General features: G+C 63.8%; 15 protein-coding genes. 12 read left to right on the top strand and 3 right to left on the bottom strand.

What is annotated here, in order from left to right; translation table 11 throughout:
• The first annotated feature begins 2 nt into the window (after positions 1 to 2).
• From AC0L21_RS09500 to AC0L21_RS09470, 7 genes are all read left to right on the top strand, one after another.
• Positions 3 to 692, top strand: a complete 690-nt coding sequence (locus AC0L21_RS09500) for a class I SAM-dependent methyltransferase (protein ID WP_473260535.1) — start codon at positions 3 to 5, stop codon at positions 690 to 692.
• Positions 693 to 761: 69 nt separating this feature from the next.
• The gene (locus tag AC0L21_RS09495) at positions 762 to 1,658 is read left to right on the top strand and encodes an EamA family transporter (RefSeq protein WP_473260533.1); all 897 of its coding nucleotides are present in this window, start codon (positions 762 to 764) and stop codon (positions 1,656 to 1,658) included.
• A 2-nt stretch (positions 1,659 to 1,660) separates the two neighbouring features.
• Complete coding sequence (locus AC0L21_RS09490) at positions 1,661 to 2,263, top strand: LysE family translocator (RefSeq protein WP_473260531.1); 603 nt, start codon at positions 1,661 to 1,663, stop codon at positions 2,261 to 2,263.
• 147 nt (positions 2,264 to 2,410) lie between these two features.
• Positions 2,411 to 3,430, top strand: coding sequence for a ketol-acid reductoisomerase (gene ilvC / locus AC0L21_RS09485; RefSeq protein ID WP_007600992.1), 1,020 nt, complete (start codon positions 2,411 to 2,413; stop codon positions 3,428 to 3,430).
• 475 nt (positions 3,431 to 3,905) lie between these two features.
• Positions 3,906 to 4,757: an SDR family oxidoreductase gene (locus AC0L21_RS09480; RefSeq protein WP_473260528.1), complete on the top strand. Its 852-nt coding sequence runs from the start codon at positions 3,906 to 3,908 to the stop codon at positions 4,755 to 4,757.
• Between the two features lie 62 nt (positions 4,758 to 4,819).
• Positions 4,820 to 5,110: a DUF1330 domain-containing protein gene (locus AC0L21_RS09475; RefSeq protein WP_473260525.1), complete on the top strand. Its 291-nt coding sequence runs from the start codon at positions 4,820 to 4,822 to the stop codon at positions 5,108 to 5,110.
• A 254-nt stretch (positions 5,111 to 5,364) separates the two neighbouring features.
• On the top strand, positions 5,365 to 7,077 hold the full coding sequence (locus tag AC0L21_RS09470) for a sulfatase-like hydrolase/transferase (RefSeq protein WP_473260523.1): 1,713 nt from the start codon (positions 5,365 to 5,367) through the stop codon (positions 7,075 to 7,077).
• 56 nt (positions 7,078 to 7,133) lie between these two features.
• Here the strand turns inward: AC0L21_RS09470 and AC0L21_RS09465 are convergent, their stop codons facing one another.
• A complete protein-coding gene (locus AC0L21_RS09465; RefSeq protein WP_473260519.1) occupies positions 7,134 to 8,693 on the bottom strand; it encodes a glycine betaine ABC transporter substrate-binding protein in 1,560 nt (519 codons plus the stop codon).
• Positions 8,690 to 9,472 carry an ATP-binding cassette domain-containing protein gene (locus tag AC0L21_RS09460; protein WP_473260517.1) on the bottom strand — a complete coding sequence of 261 codons (783 nt, stop codon included), beginning with the start codon at positions 9,470 to 9,472 and terminating at the stop codon, positions 8,690 to 8,692. Before AC0L21_RS09460 ends, AC0L21_RS09465 begins: the two co-directional genes overlap by 4 nt.
• 142 nt (positions 9,473 to 9,614) lie before the next feature.
• Here AC0L21_RS09460 and AC0L21_RS09455 point away from each other — a divergent pair, with 142 nt between their 5' ends.
• Positions 9,615 to 10,433, top strand: a complete 819-nt coding sequence (locus AC0L21_RS09455) for an ABC transporter ATP-binding protein (RefSeq protein ID WP_473260515.1) — start codon at positions 9,615 to 9,617, stop codon at positions 10,431 to 10,433.
• The gene (locus AC0L21_RS09450) at positions 10,433 to 11,218 is read left to right on the top strand and encodes an ABC transporter permease (protein WP_473260513.1); all 786 of its coding nucleotides are present in this window, start codon (positions 10,433 to 10,435) and stop codon (positions 11,216 to 11,218) included. The genes AC0L21_RS09455 and AC0L21_RS09450 overlap by 1 nt, the downstream gene beginning before the upstream one ends.
• Before the next feature lie 38 nt (positions 11,219 to 11,256).
• Here the strand turns inward: AC0L21_RS09450 and AC0L21_RS09445 are convergent, their stop codons facing one another.
• Complete coding sequence (locus tag AC0L21_RS09445; RefSeq protein WP_247288096.1) at positions 11,257 to 11,706, bottom strand: cupin domain-containing protein; 450 nt, start codon at positions 11,704 to 11,706, stop codon at positions 11,257 to 11,259.
• Positions 11,707 to 11,843: 137 nt separating this feature from the next.
• Between AC0L21_RS09445 and AC0L21_RS09440 the strand changes: the two genes are divergently transcribed.
• From AC0L21_RS09440 to AC0L21_RS09430, 3 genes are all read left to right on the top strand, one after another.
• The gene (locus AC0L21_RS09440; RefSeq protein WP_473260509.1) at positions 11,844 to 12,869 is read left to right on the top strand and encodes an ABC transporter substrate-binding protein; all 1,026 of its coding nucleotides are present in this window, start codon (positions 11,844 to 11,846) and stop codon (positions 12,867 to 12,869) included.
• A 29-nt stretch (positions 12,870 to 12,898) separates the two neighbouring features.
• Positions 12,899 to 13,603: an NUDIX hydrolase gene (locus tag AC0L21_RS09435; protein ID WP_473260506.1), complete on the top strand. Its 705-nt coding sequence runs from the start codon at positions 12,899 to 12,901 to the stop codon at positions 13,601 to 13,603.
• Between the two features lie 95 nt (positions 13,604 to 13,698).
• Positions 13,699 to 15,021 (top strand): ABC transporter substrate-binding protein, encoded by a 1,323-nt coding sequence (locus AC0L21_RS09430; RefSeq protein WP_473260504.1) that lies wholly within the window; start codon positions 13,699 to 13,701, stop codon positions 15,019 to 15,021.
• The last annotated feature ends 30 nt before the right edge of the window (positions 15,022 to 15,051 follow it).

Below are 15,051 nucleotides of genomic sequence, written 5' to 3'. Positions count from 1 at the left end.
CCATGTTGGCGCGCGACTGGTATTACAACGAGCGGAACCGGATGGGGATCGGGCCTGCAGTGGCCTCGATCTACGACAGTCACGACGATGCCGATCTGCGGGCGCGCACCGCGCTGAAAATGCTCGGCGTCCAGCGCGGCTGGCGCATCGCCGACATCGGTTGCGGCAACGGCGTGCTCGCGACCGAGGCCGCCCTGATGGGCGCCGAGGTCGACGCCATCGACATCTCGCCCGCAATGCTGGCGCTCGCCGAGATCTATGCGCGGGACCGCAAGGCGCCCGTGCGCACGCAGTCCGCTGGCCTGCTCAGCTTCGCCTACCGGCCGGAATCCTATGACCTGATCGTCAGCGAGTTCACGCTGCACCATCTGCCGGATTTCTGGAAGGCGGTGGCCATGTCGCGGATCTATCGCGCGCTCAAGCCCGGTGCCACGTTCTATTTGCGCGACATCGTCTACGCCTCGATGCCCGACGCCGTCGAGCGCGACGTCGATCAATGGGCCGACTTTGAGATCAAGAACCACGATGTGCCGCGTGAAAGCGTCGTCGCCCATATGCGCGACGAGTATTCCACTTTCGGCTGGGTCATGGAGCGGATGCTGACCGACGTCGGCTTCACGATGGTCTCGGCCGATTACCACGCCCCGATGCACGGCACTTATCTGCTGCGGAAACCCAATTCTTCCACGTAACGGCCGGCGAGCACGGCTCGACCAGAACAACAAACAGGGCTGCACGACAGGGCAGAACCGGGAACGACAATGAAGCCGGCCGACATCCTCATCGCCATCATGGTGGCGGTCATCTGGGGGCTTGCCTTCGTGGCGAGCCGGATCGCGCTCGACGAGTTTTCGCCGGAGCTGATGACGGCGATGCGCTTCACCATTGCCGCGGTCCCGTGCCTGTTCATTCGCAAGCCCAAAGTCGCCTGGTCGCTCCTGTTCGCGATCAGCTTTACGCTCTTTCTCGGTCAGTTTCTGAGCCAGGCCTATGGCATCGCCCATGGCGTGCCGGTGGGCCTGACCAGCGTCGTCGTGCAGAGCCAGGCGCTGTTCACGATCGGCTTTGCCGCGATCGCATTCGGCGAGCGGCCGACGCCAGTGCAAACGCTGGGCATCGTCATCGCAGCAATCGGCCTTTTGATGATCTGCGGCACGGTCGGGTATGATTTCAGCGTCGGTGCTTTCGCCGTGCTGATGATCGCGCCGGTCAGCTTTGCGCTCGGCAATATCCTGCTGAGAGGCGCCCGCGGCGTGCCGATGTTCGATCTGTTCGCCTGGTTGTGCCTTGCCACCGCGGTGCCGCTGTTCGCGCTCACGCTGGTCGTCAACGGACCGATGCCAACCTGGCAGTCGCTGATCCACATTTCGCTCACCGGCTTCATTTGCATGCTGTTGATCGGCGGCATCTCCACCAGCATCGCCTATTGGCTATGGGGCCGGCTGCTGCGTGACTATCCCACCGCGCAAGTGGTGCCATTCGCGCTGCTGGTGCCGTTCGTCGGCTCGGCTGCGTCCAGCATCGTGTTCGGCGAGCGGTTCGGTCCGCTGCGCCTCGCCGGCATGCTCACCGTGATCGGCGGTATCGCGGTGATGGTGCTGGCGAAGCGCCCCGAGGCGGTATCCCAGAGAACCACAGCCGAAGGCCGTGTGAGGTGAGCATGTCCCAGTCGCTGCTGTATGCCTTCCTCGCCTTCATGGCCGTGATGTATTTCACGCCTGGGCCGAACAACATCATGTTGCTGTCCTCCGGGCTGACTTATGGCTTCCGTCGCACGATTCCCCACATCGCCGGCGTCGTCATCGGCTTCGCCTTCATGATTTCAGCTGTCGGCCTCGGGCTCGGCACAGTGTTTCTGGCCTATCCGATCCTGCAGACCATTCTGAAATATGCCGGCGCGGCCTATCTGATCTATCTTTCCGCCGTGATTGCTTTGTCCGGCCCGACCACGCCGGAGGGCGAGACCGGCCGCGGCCCGATGACCTTCTGGGGCGCGGCGATGTTCCAGTGGATCAACGCCAAAGGCTGGGTGATCGTGATCGGCACAATCACCGCCTACGCGGCGATTGCCCAATTCCCCATCAATATCGCGATCCAGACCCTGGTCAGCCTACTCGTCGGCGCGGTCTCGACCGTGGTCTGGGTCCTGTTCGGCACTGCACTGCGGCCGGTGCTGACCTCCGAGCGGCTGGTCCGCGCCTTCAACATCCTGATGGCCATCCTGCTGCTGGCGTCCCTCTATCCCGTGATCATGGATGCATGATGCCCCGGCTTTCCATGCAGAAACGGGTTTCCCAGGGGGCCGAAAATGCTCTAGACAGCCCCCGAAATCCGCAAATTTCACCGTCCGAGACCTGACTGACAAGACCTGACCAACGGCCGATTCCGGCCCCTGAACGAGGAAACGACCATGCGTGTTTATTACGATCGCGACGCCGACCTGAACCTGATCAAGGGCAAGAAGGTCGTCATCGTCGGCTATGGCAGCCAGGGCCACGCCCATGCGCTGAACCTGAAGGATTCCGGCGTCAAGGACGTGGCGATCGCGCTCCGCAAGGGTTCGGCCTCGGCCAAGAAAGCGGAAGCTGCCGGCTTCAAGGTGATGGAAGTCGCCGAGGCCGCCAAATGGGCCGACCTCGTCATGATGCTGACCCCGGACGAGCTCCAGGGCGACATCTACCGCGAGCACCTGCACGACAACATGAAGAAGGGCGCAGCGCTCGTCTTCGCGCACGGTCTCAACGTCCACTTCAACCTGCTCGACCCGCGCGCCGATCTCGACGTTCTCATGATCGCGCCGAAGGGCCCCGGCCACACCGTGCGCTCGGAGTATCAGCGCGGCGGCGGCGTGCCCTGCCTGATCGCGATCGCCAAGGACGTCTCGGGTAACGCCCACGACCTCGGTCTGTCCTACGCCTCCGCCGTCGGCGGCGGCCGTGCCGGCATCATCGAGACCACCTTCAAGGAAGAGTGCGAGACCGACCTGTTCGGCGAGCAGGTTGTGCTCTGCGGCGGCCTGGTCGAGCTGATCAAGGGCGGCTATGAGACCCTGGTCGAAGCCGGCTACGCCCCGGAGATGGCCTATTTCGAGTGCCTGCACGAGGTGAAGCTGATCGTCGATCTGATCTATGAAGGCGGCATCGCCAACATGAACTACTCGATCTCCAACACCGCGGAGTACGGCGAGTACGTCACCGGTCCGCGCATCGTCACCGACGAGACCAAGAAGGAGATGAAGCGGGTTCTGAACGACATCCAGTCCGGCAAGTTCGCCCGCGACTGGATGCTCGAGAACAAGGTCAACCAGACCTCGTTCAAGGCGACCCGCGCCAAGCTCGCCGAGCACCCGATCGAGGAAGTCGGCGCCAAGCTGCGCGACATGATGCCCTGGATCAAGAAGGGCGCGCTGGTCGACAAGAGCAAGAACTAAGCCGCGGTCGTTCGGATGCGGCGTATCGGTTACGCCGCATCTGGACACGCGAGCGAAAACACAAGCTTCGCTCGCCAAACCAATTCTTAAATCTTCGCGACTATATTCGAGCGAGATCGCAACCAGCGGTCTCGCTCTTTTCGTCTCGCGCGAAGCATTGCTGCTTCATTCAAATTCTTCGCGAGCTAAAGTGCTCCCCGAGCACGAAGAACTGACGCTTAAACCACATTCTTGGTCTCGCGTTGTTTTTCGGAGTTTCCTGGAAGCTCCCGATCCTCAAAAGCCGAGCGTCTTCAGAGTCAAGGATTCGGCTCTTCATCCATATCTTCATGGTGCAATCGATCTCACGCCGCGACGTTCGCGCCTCGCTTCACCTTAAGACCTGACATCTGGGGCGTCTCCTTGACCGGTGGACGGCATTGCGTCCCGGCACCTTTCCCCTGCATGATCGCGGGAGCTCTTGGGGGGAAAGATCATGCGATCCGTCGTCGTCACCGGCGCGTCCACCGGCATCGGCTGGGCCATTGCGAAGTTTCTGGTCGGGCGCGGCTATCGTGTTTTCGGTAGTGTCCGCAAGCAGGCCGATGCGGATCGGCTCACGGGCGAGTTCGGTACGAACTTCGCGCCGCTGCTGTTCGATGTCACCGACGAGGCGGCGGTCCTCGCTGCTGCGCGAAAAGTCCGCGAGGCGCTGGGCGGCGAGACGCTGGCCGGTCTCGTCAACAACGCCGGCGTCGCGGTCGCCGGTCCCGTGCTCGAATTGTCGGTCGACGACTTCCGCCGGCAGATGGAGATCAATGTCATTGGCCCGGTCATCGCGACGCAGGCCTTTGGGCCGCTACTCGGCGCCGATCCGTCGCTGAAGGGGCCGAAGGGCCGGATCGTGATGATCAGTTCGGTCGCGGGCAAGAACGGCAATCCCTTGTCGGCGCCTTACAGCACCTCCAAGCACGCCATCGAAGGCCTGTCGGAGAGCTTGCGCCGCGAGTTGATGCTGTTTGGCATCGACGTCATCATCGTCGCCCCCGGCGCGGTGAAGACGCCGATCTGGAGCAAGGCCGAGCAGATCGATCTCTCGGTCTACCAGAACTCGCCTTATCTGCCGGCGCTGAACAAGGTCAGGGCGTTCATGATGAAGCTTGGCGAGACCGGGCTGCCGGCCGAGCGGATCGCCGAGGTCGTTTTCGAGGCGCTCACCGCCGAGAGGCCCAAGGTTCGCTACCAGATCACGCCGGACCCGATGCGGCATTTGATGACGGCCACGCTGCCCAAGCGTGTGGTCGACCGCATCATCGCCAAGCGGCTCGGGCTGCTGCCGCAGGGCTGAGCCTCCGAGGTGAGACCATTGCCAGACAGGTGTTCGATTTCCGATCGTGGGAGCGTCTTGAGATGCCGGCTTATGTGATTTTCGACGTCGAGATCAGGGATTTGCAGCAGTACCAAAGCCTCATGTTGGGCGTGAAGCCCGCCCTGGAGGCCGCTGGAGCCAGATTTCTGGCGCGCGGGGGCGCCCACAAGGTTTACGAGGGAGATTGGCAGCCCCGCAGGATCGTTTTGCTGGAATTCCCATCCGTCGCAGCCTGGGAGGCGTTCTACACAGGCGCGACCTACCAGGGGCTCAAAGCGGTCCGGGACGCTTGCAGTTCTGCCCGCCTGGTCAGCGTCGAGGGCCTCGACTAGACGGCAAGTCGGTTCTGCACTGCGGGATTGCTCTGGCGGGACGAATTGGGCGCGGAGACCGCTGGGCTTCCGCTAACATTAATGGGCTTCCGCTAACATTAAGCGAAGGTCGGATCGCGCCACGCGTTGCTTGTCCGTGACCGTTCAATTACAGTTTTATGACACGGTGCAGGCCTTCCGGCTGCGCCGAACGCCGCAGGCCCGGTCAGCCGGCTCGGCAATCGCCTTGCCGGACCAGCAGTTGCGTGTCGTCGATGGCGTCCGCGCCCAATCCAGGTCCTTCTGCCACGACCGCCGTGCTGGCGAGCGTCGCCGCGCTCGGCATCTGGCGGCTGCTCGCGGTTGCGGCGCCGCATCTCGCCGCGCTCGTCCTGATGTACGAGACCGAGACGGATTTCGGCGCACGCCTCTCCTTCGTGCTGGCCTGGGGTATCCTCAACTTCTTCTGGATCGCGCTGCTGCGGCGGCCGGCGCTCTCGGGTGCGCTGTCGCTGACCATGGTCGTGGTGCTGGTGCTGCTGTCGCGGCTGAAGCACGACGTCGTGCAGATGACGGTCAACTTCATCGACCTGATGATGATCGACCGCGACACGGTCGCGTTCCTGTTCACGATCTTCCCGAATTTGCGCTGGTCGGTGATCGGGGCCGGCCTCGTCACGCTGCCGCTGATGTATGCGCTGTGGTGGCTCGACCCATTCCGCATCCGCAGGCTGCCGGCGCTCGCCTGCAAGCTCGCCTGCCTCGCCGCGCTGGTCGGCTATTCGCTCTATCATCCTGACGAGGCCTGGCGCGGCTACTACGATGACGGCTATCTCTCGAAGTTCTTCCGCTCCGGCGTCAGCGCGGTCTCTGACTTCGCGCAATACGGCTTCATGGAGTCGGCCGCTTCGACCAACGAACGGCTCAACATGCCGCTGGTCGATGCCTGCCATCCCGCTGGCCGGCGGCCGAACATCATCATGGTCCATGATGAATCGAGCTTCGACATCCGCACCGCGCAGGGCATCAAGGTGCCGGCCGGCTACGGCAACCACTTCAAATCCTGGGACGGCAAGGAGCGCGCGTTCCTGGCCGAGAGCAATGGCGGGCCGAGCTGGTTCACCGAATACAATGTGCTCGCGGGGTTGTCGTCGCGCTCGTTCGGCCGCTTCGCCTATTTCGTGACGCGCATCGCAACAGGCCGGGTCGAGCGCGGCCTGCCGCTGGCGCTGCGCCGCTGCGGCTACGACACGATGTCGCTCTACCCCGCCTATGGCGGCTTCATGGCCGCGCGCAGCTTTCAGATGACGACCGGCATCGAGCGCTTCCTCGACTCCAGGGATCTCGGCGCCAAGGATGTCGAGCCCGATAGCTTCTTCTACGACAAGGCGCTCCGGTTGATGGGTGAGCGAACGCCGAACAAGCCGCTGTTTACCTTCATTTACCTCGGCGCCAATCATTTTCCGTGGGAGACGCGCTTCCGCCCGGATCTGCTGCCGAACTGGCGCGCACCGGGCAATGTGCCGTCCATTGACGAATATCTGCGCCGGCAGGCGATGAGCGCCGAGCAGTACAAGGCTTTCCTCGCGGGCCTGAAGAAGAAATTTCCCGGCGAACCCTTCCTGATCGTGCGCTACGGCGATCACCAGCCGGAATTCGCGCCTTCTATCCTCGAGCCCGGGCTCGACGAGGGTGCAATCGGCAAAAAGCTTGACGCCTACGATCCGCGCCTCTACGCGACCTATTACGCGATCGACGCCGTCAATTTCGAGCCGGTGAAGAGCGAGGCCGTGATGGATACAGTCGATGGTCCGTATCTGCCGCTGGTCATCCAGGAAGCCGCCGGCATCCCGCTCGATCCGTCCTTCGCCGAGCAGAAGGAGATCATGCTCCGCTGCAAGGGCATCTTCTACGGCTGCAAGGACGGTGCGGAAGCGAGCCGGCTGAATCGGCTGCTGATCGATGCGGGGATGATCAGGGGGCTGTAGCGTCTCTCCAACGTCGTCCCATCCTTCGCCAGGACGACATCGAATGAATGGCGCGGCTACCGCCCACCCACCTTCTCCCACAACCATTTCGCCACCGCATCCGGCGACGAATTCGCGTCATTGCCGGCGGCGCGTAAATTGGCTTCGCGCATGGTCGCGATGTCGATCTTGCCGAGCAGCGGCTTCAGCGCGGCCTGCAGCCGCTCGTCGCCGGCGCGCTTCGGAGCCAGCAGCAGGATTGCATCGTAGGGCGGGATCGCGTGCCTGGGATCGTCGAGCGCAACGAGATCGTATTTTGCGATCAGCCCGTCGCTGGTGTAGCCCGCGATGACATCGACCTCGCCGCTGGCGACGGCCGCATACATGAAGTCCGGCTGCATCTGGCGCTGGGCGCGGAACGAGAGCCCATAGGCCTTTTGCAGCGCCGCCCATTCGGGTCGCGAGAAGAACTCATAGTCGCCGGCGATCGACAGGGTCGAAGCATGCGCGGCGAGATCGGCGATGGTGCGGATGCCAAGCGCCTCCGCTCGCTTCTTCGGGATCACCAGCGCATAGGCATTCTCGAAACCGAGCTCGCCGAGCAGGGTGATGTTCTCTTTCGCAAGTGTCGTCTGCAGCTCAGCCAACAGCTCCGCGCGCGGCTTGATGTCCGTGCGGTGAAGCTGATTGGCCCAGAGCGTGCCGGAATAATCGACATAGAGATCGATATCGCCGGCCCTCAATGCCTCGAAGATCACGCTCGAGCCGAGACCGGATCGTGCGACGGCGGAAAGACCGGCCGCCTGCAGCCGATCCCGCATCAGCGCCGACAGCACATACTGCTCGGCAAAGGTCTTGGCGCCGACGACATAGCTCTGTGATGAGCGGCCCATCGTCGGCACCAATGTTGCGGCGACCAGTGCCGCGATCCCGGCAGCGCCAAGCGCCGTACGCACGCGGCTGCGCCCGCGCAGGCCGCTCTCGATCAGGCCGAGCAGTTGATCGACGGCGAGCGCCAGCAGGGCCGAGGCAAAGCAGCCGAACAGCACGAACACCCAGTTCTGGGTCTGCAGCCCGGCAAAGATGTAATTGCCGAGGCTGGTCTGCCCGATCGGGGTCGACAGCGTCGCGGTGCCGATCACCCACACTGCGGCCGTACGGATGCCAGCCATCATCACCGGGAGGGCCAGCGGCAGTTCGACCATCACCAGCGACTGCCGTGCGGTCATGCCTACTCCCTGAGCGGCTTCGATCAGCGCGGGATCGATGCCGTTGAGGCCGGTGATGCCGTTGCGCAGCACCGGCAACATCGAATAGAGCGCCAGCGCCAGCATCGCTGGCAGGAAACCGAAAGCGGAGAAGGAGACGCCGAACCAGGCAAGCGTCACGGAGGCCGCGAGCAGCAGGAGCGGGTAGAACAGCGCGAGCAGCGCCAGCCCGGGCACCGTCTGCACGATGCTGGCGAGCGCGAGCAGGACGGCGCGCGGGGTGGGGCGGTTGCGGGTCAGGATCGCCAGCGGCAGGCTGACGATCAGGCCGAGCGCAAGTGCGGCGAGACTCACCCGGACGTGGTTGCCGAGATAGTCGGGCAAATGCGCCAGCGCCTCGCCCCAGCGCGGATCGGTGAAAAGGCTCATGCCGCCCCGCTCTGTGGCAGCAGCGCGTTCAATCGCTCGACCTGGCGTCGCGGCGTCCGTAGCAGCTCCAGCACGTAGGCGTCGCCGCTTTTCGAGAGCTCCACTGGCGTGCCCTGCGCCAGCAGCTTCCCGCTGCGCATCACCGCGATGCGGTCGGCGAGCAGGATCGCCTCCGTCATGTCGTGGGTGATCATCACGGTGGTCAAGCCGAACTTGCGGTGCAGCTCGCGAAAATCGTCGCCGAGCGCATCGCGGGTGAGGGGATCCAGCGCGCCGAATGGCTCGTCCATCAGCACGATGCGCGGCCGTGCCGCAAGCGCGCGTGCCACGCCGACACGCTGGCGCTGGCCGCCCGAGAGCGCATCCGGCAATCGCTCGCGATGCGCGGCCCGGTCGAGCTGCACGAGCTCGAGCAACTCATCGACCCGCGTTGCGATATCCGCCGCCGGAACGCCGAGCAGTCTTGGCGTGATCCCGATATTGTCGGCGACGCTCAGATGCGGGAACAGTCCACCGCTCTGGAAGACATAGCCGATGCGGCGCCGCAGCGCGACCGGATCGACCGATTGCACGTCGTCGCCCTCGACGGTGATCGTGCCGCCATCCGCCTCGATCAGACGGTTGGCGAGCCGCAGCAGCGTCGTCTTGCCCGAACCCGAGCCGCCGACAACGGCAACAAATTCGCCTTCGGCGATGTCCAGTGACACATCGTCCACGGCCTTGAGCGCGCCGAAGCTCTTGGTGACGTGGGCATAGCCGATCATTGGCCTGGACGGCATCGGGCGGGGCTCACTGCGCTGACCCGCCCCAAGGATTGAGGGAGGGAGGGGATGACAAGGCCCATGCGTAGCACGCTTGGCGCCTTGATTGAACTTGGCCGCGCGAGCGGCTAAGGCATCGGACCAAATTCGGAGGGAATACATGGCGACGCCTACGGCAGTGGCGCTGGAAGATGCCAAGGTCGCGTTCCAGCTGGGGGACGGGCGGGTCTATACAGCGGTGGAGAAGGCGAATCTGACGGTCGGAGAGGGCGAGTTCGTCGCCATCGTCGGCCCGACCGGCTGCGGGAAATCGACGCTGCTCAACGTCGCGGCCGGGCTGCTGAAGCCGGCTGCCGGGAGCGTCAGGATATTCGACCAGCCGCTCGCCGGGCTGAACCGGGATGCCGGTTATCTGTTCCAGGCCGATGCGCTGTTCCCCTGGAAGACCGCGCTCGACAATGTCGCGATCGGGCTCGAAGTCAGCGGCACGCCGCGCAGCGAGGCGCTGCCGCGGGCGCAGAAATGGCTGACCTCGGTCGGCTTGGGCGCCTTCGCCAACCGTTATCCGCACATGCTCTCGGGCGGCCAGCGCAAGCGCGTGGCGCTGGCTCAGGTGCTGATCCGCGATCCAAAGATCCTGCTGATGGACGAGCCGTTCGGGCCGCTGGATGCACAGACCCGGCAGGTGATGGGCAACCTGCTGCTCGACCTCTGGAACGCCGACCGCAAGGCTGTGCTGTTCGTGACCCATGATCTGGAAGAGGCGATCGCGCTCGCCGACCGGGTCGTGATCATGTCGGCGGGGCCGTCCTCCCGCATCATCGGCGACTGGCGCGTGAGCCTGCCGCGCCCGCGCGACATTTTCGAAGTGCGGCTGGACAAGGAGTTTCATGCGCTTCATCGCGAGATCTGGAGCGTGCTCAAGGACGAGGTCATGAAGGGCTACGCGCAATCCACGCAAGCGGCGGAGGCGGTCTGATGTCGCGGGTGACGCTGCTTGCGCTGCAAGTGCTGGTCGCGGTGGTCTGCCTCGCGCTGTGGCAATTGCTGTCGACCGTGCCCGTGTTCGGCAAGATCCTGCTGCCGCCGTTCTTCTTCTCCAACCCGGTCGATGTCTTCGCCCAGATCGTCAAATGGTTCTCGTCCGGTGTGATCTGGAAGCATCTCGGCATTACGCTGACGGAATCAATCCTGGCCTTCGTGATCGGATCGGCCGGTGGCGTGCTGATCGGCTTCTGGTTCGCGCGCCAGCCGCTGGTCGCCGCGGTGTTCGATCCCTACGTCAAGATGGTCAACGCACTGCCGCGTGTCGTGCTGGCGCCGATCTTCGCCCTGTGGCTTGGGCTGGGCATCTGGTCCAAGGTCGCGCTCGGCGTGACGCTGGTGTTCTTCATCGTGTTCTTCAACGTCTATCAGGGCGTCAAGGAGGTCAGCCGCACGGTGCTCGACAACGGTCGCATGCTCGGCATGAGCGAGCGGCAGCTGATGCAGCACGTCTATTGGCCGTCGGCGCTGTCGTGGATGTTCTCCTCGCTGCATACGTCGGTGGGCTTTGCCGTGGTCGGTGCGGTCGTCGGCGAATATCTTGGATCGGCGGCGGGGCTCGGCTATCTCATTCAGCAGGCCGAAGGCGTATTCGATGTCGCCGGCGTCTTTGCCGGCATGTTCGTGCTGTCGGCCTTTGTCATCCTGATCGACTTTGGTGTGACGCTGGTTGAGCGCAGGTTGCTGGTGTGGCGCCCGACCGTGGACGGGCGCGGCTAGGCCGCAGGGGCCCGCACGGCGTGCGAGCCCCGGATCGATCAATCCAGCAGTTTGGTGTCGTCTGGCGCCTGCGGCGGCGTCTTGATTGCGATCGCCTTGACCTGTCCGCTGATCGGCTTGGTGCCGCCATGCGGCGTCCCCTTCGGGATGATGACGAGGTCGCCTGGCTTCACCGTGACTTCCTTGTCGCCGAACCAGATCGTGCCGGTGCCCTCCAGAATGTACTGGATCTCGTTGGTGTTGGGATGCATGTGCTTGGGCACATTGCCGACCTGGATCGAGATGGTGGCGCCGTCGGCGCTTGCGAACATCTTGGAACGGAAGCCGACGGCGTTGGCGTTCCCGAGCGCGTCGCCCTCCATCTCGCCGGTGTGAATGATCTGCGGAGTGATGTTCTCCGCGGCCAGCGCCGGCCGCAGCAGGTGGGTTGCGCCGCACCCGGCGGCAAAAGCGGTGGCGATCGACAGTCCGATTGCAAGGCGATTCATGGATGATCCTCCCCATCAAGAATTGTTCTTGTGGGCTCATGCTATTGCGCCGAAAGGCCGATGGCCAGCGCCTTCGGTCCTGCTTCTCAAGCCAGTCCGGCTGCTCTATGGTGCCGCCAGCCGAACGGAGGAAACCAATGAAGAACACGATAGCCAGGCTCGCGGGCGCGCTGCTCGCGCTGACCCTCACCACCGGTCTCGCCGCCGCGCAAAGCAAGGTCACCATCGCGATCGGCGGCGGCTCCTGCCTGTGCTACCTGCCGACGGTGCTGGCAAAACAGCTCGGCGAATACGACAAGGCCGGCCTCAATGTCGAGCTCGTGGACCTCAAGGGCGGCTCGGACGCGCTCAAGGCCGTGCTCGGCGGCAGCGCCGACGTTGTCTCCGGCTATTTCGACCATTGCGTCAACCTCGCGGCCAAGAAACAGGAGCTTCAGGCGTTCGTCGTCTATGACCGCTATCCCGGCCTCGTGTTGGTGGTATCGCCGTCGCACACCAACGAGATCAAGTCGATCAAGGACCTCGCCGGCAAGAAGGTCGGTGTCAGCGCGCCAGGCTCCTCCACCGACTTCTTCCTCAAATTTATGCTGAAGAAGAACGGCGTCGATCCCGCCAGCACCGCTGTGATCGGCGTCGGCCTCGGCGCCACTGCGGTCGCCGCGATGGAGCAGGGCCAGATCGATGCGGCCGTGATGCTCGATCCGTCGGTGACCGTGCTCCAGGGCAGCCACAAGGATCTGCGCATCCTCTCGGACACCCGCACGCAAAAGGATACGCTCGAGACCTTCGGCGGCGAATATCCGGGCGGCGCGCTGTATTCGACCGCGGCCTGGGTGGCCGGCCACGAGAAGGAGACGCAGGCGCTCACCAACGCGATCCTGGGTACGCTCGCCTGGATCCACTCGCACTCGCCCGAGGAGATCATGGCGAAGATGCCGGAGGAGACCGTCGGCAAGAACAAGGACCTGTATCTCGCGGCACTCAAGAACACGATCCCGATGTACTCCGAGACCGGCAAGATGGACCCGAAGGGCGCGGATGCCGTGCTCGCGGTGTTCAGCGTCGGCTCGCCCGAGGTCGCCAATGCCAAGATCGACGTCAGCAAGACCTTCACCAACAAGTATGTCGAGCAAGCCAAGAAGACCACGGGAAGCGTCAAATAACTGACGCGAAGGCGTGGTCATCAGGCGTCATGACATCACCCATCATTCATCGGGTCACGACGCTTGAACTTGCCGTCCGGCCGATCGTCTGGGCATTCGCGGAGGAGCGGCGCGCCGAGATCGCCGCGCATTTCGCCGAGAAGCAGCGTGAGCGACCAAAGCTCTGGAACGGCCGCGTCCTGCTCGGGCTCGATGCAAGGTTCGCCGACGGCCATCTCTCTGCGACCTATTTCGAGACCGATTTCGCCAGCTTCCTCGCCTGGCGCGACTGGGGCTTTCCCGACAAGGCGGTGTTCAACGGTTTTGGCATGGGCGCGCTGCGCACCTCCGACGGCGCCTTCGTCATGGGCGAGATGGCGCAGCACACCGCCAATGCGGGCCGGATCTATTTCCCGTCGGGCACGCCCGATCTCGACGACGTCAGGGGCGACACGCTGGACATTCCCGGCAGCGTGATCCGCGAGCTCGAGGAAGAGACCGGCCTGACCGCGGCCGACTATCGGGTCGAGCCGGACTGGCACTGCGTCGTCACCGGTCCAACGATTGCGATGCTGCAAATTATCAACCTGGACATGCCGGGTGATGTGGCGCGTGCGCGGATCGAAGCCAATCTGGCGGGCGAGGCCGAGCCAGAGCTCTCGGCAATCCATCTCGTGCGCGGGATGAGCGATCTCACGCCGTCCATGCCGCGATTTGTCACGGCCTTCGTCGAGCAGCAGTTCGCATCGCGCTGATGCGCGAGGCTTGACATCGCCATGCGCAGCCCATGTGATGGGCAAAAATACAAAACCAAGAAGAATGCAATGCACAATCGTCCAGGGAGGTTTTGATGCGCGTGCGCAGGGCTGCCCGTCTGGTACGTGGGCTGTTGGTCGCGATATCGGCCACCGGCTTGATGGCTTCGGCCGAGGCCCAAGAGAAGGCTCAAGAGAAGAAGATCAAGATCGGGGTCGTGTTCGACCTGACCGGACCGCTCGCAGGCGGCGGGTCCGAGCTCAATTATGTCGGCGCAAAGATCATCCTCGACCACTTCGCCAAGACCGGTGTCGAGGGCTACAAGATCGAGGCGGTCTATGCCGACGCCCAGAGCAAGCCCGACATCGCGATCAACGAATCCGTCCGTCTGCTCGAGCAGGAAAAGGTCGACATGGTGCTCGGCTTCTTTTCCTCGGCGCAATGCGTGCCGGTCGCGGCCCGCGTCGAGCAGCTGAAGAAGTTCATGTGGATGACGACCTGCATCTCGTCGGCCGTGTTCAACGAAAAGGGTTACAAATACGTCTTCCGCCCGCAGGCGAGCGGCGACCAGTTCGGCATGATGACGATGGACTTCATCGCGCAGAACGCCAAGGCGAAGTTCGACAAGGAGCCGAAGGATCTGCGCGTCGCCATCATTCACGAAGACGGCGCCTATGGCGTCGACGTGTCCAGGGGCAACGAGGCCGGCGCCAAGAAGGCGGGCTTCAACGTCGTGATGAAGGAGGGCTATTCGGCCACCGCGCCCGACCTCTCCGCGTTGGTGACCAAGTTGAAGCGCGCCAAGCCCGACGTCATTTTCCACACCGGCTACAACCCCGATATCACGCTGTTGCTGCGTCAGGCGCGCGAGCAGGGGCTGAAGTTCGGCGCGCTGATGGGACACGGTGCGGGTTACGGCGTCTATGAGAAGCTGAAGGAAGGCATGGGGGCGGATGCCACCTACATCTTCAACACCGACCCGATCTCGATCTGGCTTGCCAACCAGAAGACCATGGATCCCAAGCTCCCGCCCGTGATCAAGATGGTCGGCGAGGAGTTCGACAAGATCCGGCCCGGCGTCGCCATCCGCTCGGCGCATGTCGGCATCGGTGCGTCCAACACTTATGTGTTCATGAATGACGTCCTGCCGCGCGCGATCAAGAAGTATGGCGGTGTCGATCCGGATGCGCTGCGCAAGGCTGCGCTCGACACTGATATTCCGGAAGGGGGCACCATGCTCGGCTTCGGCGTCAAGTTTTACGGCGAGGGCACGCCGATGGCCGGGCAGAACGAGCGCTCGTTCCCGGTCGTGATCCAATACATCGACGACAAATCCTCCGTGGTGTGGCCCAAGAGCCAGGCGCAGCGCGAGGCCGTGCTGCCGCTGCCCAAGGGCACCACCTACAGCAACCAGTAGCGCAAATGCGCGCAGAGAGGAGAGCGGGAC

It is taken from the genome of Bradyrhizobium sp. WSM4873, from assembly GCF_055811355.1.
This window is presented reverse-complemented; position numbering and strand designations above follow the sequence as displayed.

What these genes read in the sequence shown, in the direction of transcription:
- AC0L21_RS09480 (WP_473260528.1), top strand. Translation starts at nt 3,906, where the DNA reads ATGCGATCCGTCGTCGTCACCGGCGCGTCCACCGGCATCGGCTGGGCC.
- AC0L21_RS09465 (WP_473260519.1), bottom strand. Translation starts at nt 8,693, where the DNA reads ATGAGCCTTTTCACCGATCCGCGCTGGGGCGAGGCGCTGGCGCATTTG.
- AC0L21_RS09490 (WP_473260531.1), top strand. Translation starts at nt 1,661, where the DNA reads ATGTCCCAGTCGCTGCTGTATGCCTTCCTCGCCTTCATGGCCGTGATG.
- AC0L21_RS09455 (WP_473260515.1), top strand. Translation starts at nt 9,615, where the DNA reads ATGGCGACGCCTACGGCAGTGGCGCTGGAAGATGCCAAGGTCGCGTTC.
- AC0L21_RS09430 (WP_473260504.1), top strand. Translation starts at nt 13,699, where the DNA reads ATGCGCGTGCGCAGGGCTGCCCGTCTGGTACGTGGGCTGTTGGTCGCG.
- ilvC (WP_007600992.1), top strand. Translation starts at nt 2,411, where the DNA reads ATGCGTGTTTATTACGATCGCGACGCCGACCTGAACCTGATCAAGGGC.
- AC0L21_RS09470 (WP_473260523.1), top strand. Translation starts at nt 5,365, where the DNA reads ATGGCGTCCGCGCCCAATCCAGGTCCTTCTGCCACGACCGCCGTGCTG.
- AC0L21_RS09495 (WP_473260533.1), top strand. Translation starts at nt 762, where the DNA reads ATGAAGCCGGCCGACATCCTCATCGCCATCATGGTGGCGGTCATCTGG.
- AC0L21_RS09460 (WP_473260517.1), bottom strand. Translation starts at nt 9,472, where the DNA reads ATGCCGTCCAGGCCAATGATCGGCTATGCCCACGTCACCAAGAGCTTC.
- AC0L21_RS09440 (WP_473260509.1), top strand. Translation starts at nt 11,844, where the DNA reads ATGAAGAACACGATAGCCAGGCTCGCGGGCGCGCTGCTCGCGCTGACC.
- AC0L21_RS09435 (WP_473260506.1), top strand. Translation starts at nt 12,899, where the DNA reads ATGACATCACCCATCATTCATCGGGTCACGACGCTTGAACTTGCCGTC.
- AC0L21_RS09475 (WP_473260525.1), top strand. Translation starts at nt 4,820, where the DNA reads ATGCCGGCTTATGTGATTTTCGACGTCGAGATCAGGGATTTGCAGCAG.
- AC0L21_RS09450 (WP_473260513.1), top strand. Translation starts at nt 10,433, where the DNA reads ATGTCGCGGGTGACGCTGCTTGCGCTGCAAGTGCTGGTCGCGGTGGTC.
- AC0L21_RS09500 (WP_473260535.1), top strand. Translation starts at nt 3, where the DNA reads ATGTTGGCGCGCGACTGGTATTACAACGAGCGGAACCGGATGGGGATC.
- AC0L21_RS09445 (WP_247288096.1), bottom strand. Translation starts at nt 11,706, where the DNA reads ATGAATCGCCTTGCAATCGGACTGTCGATCGCCACCGCTTTTGCCGCC.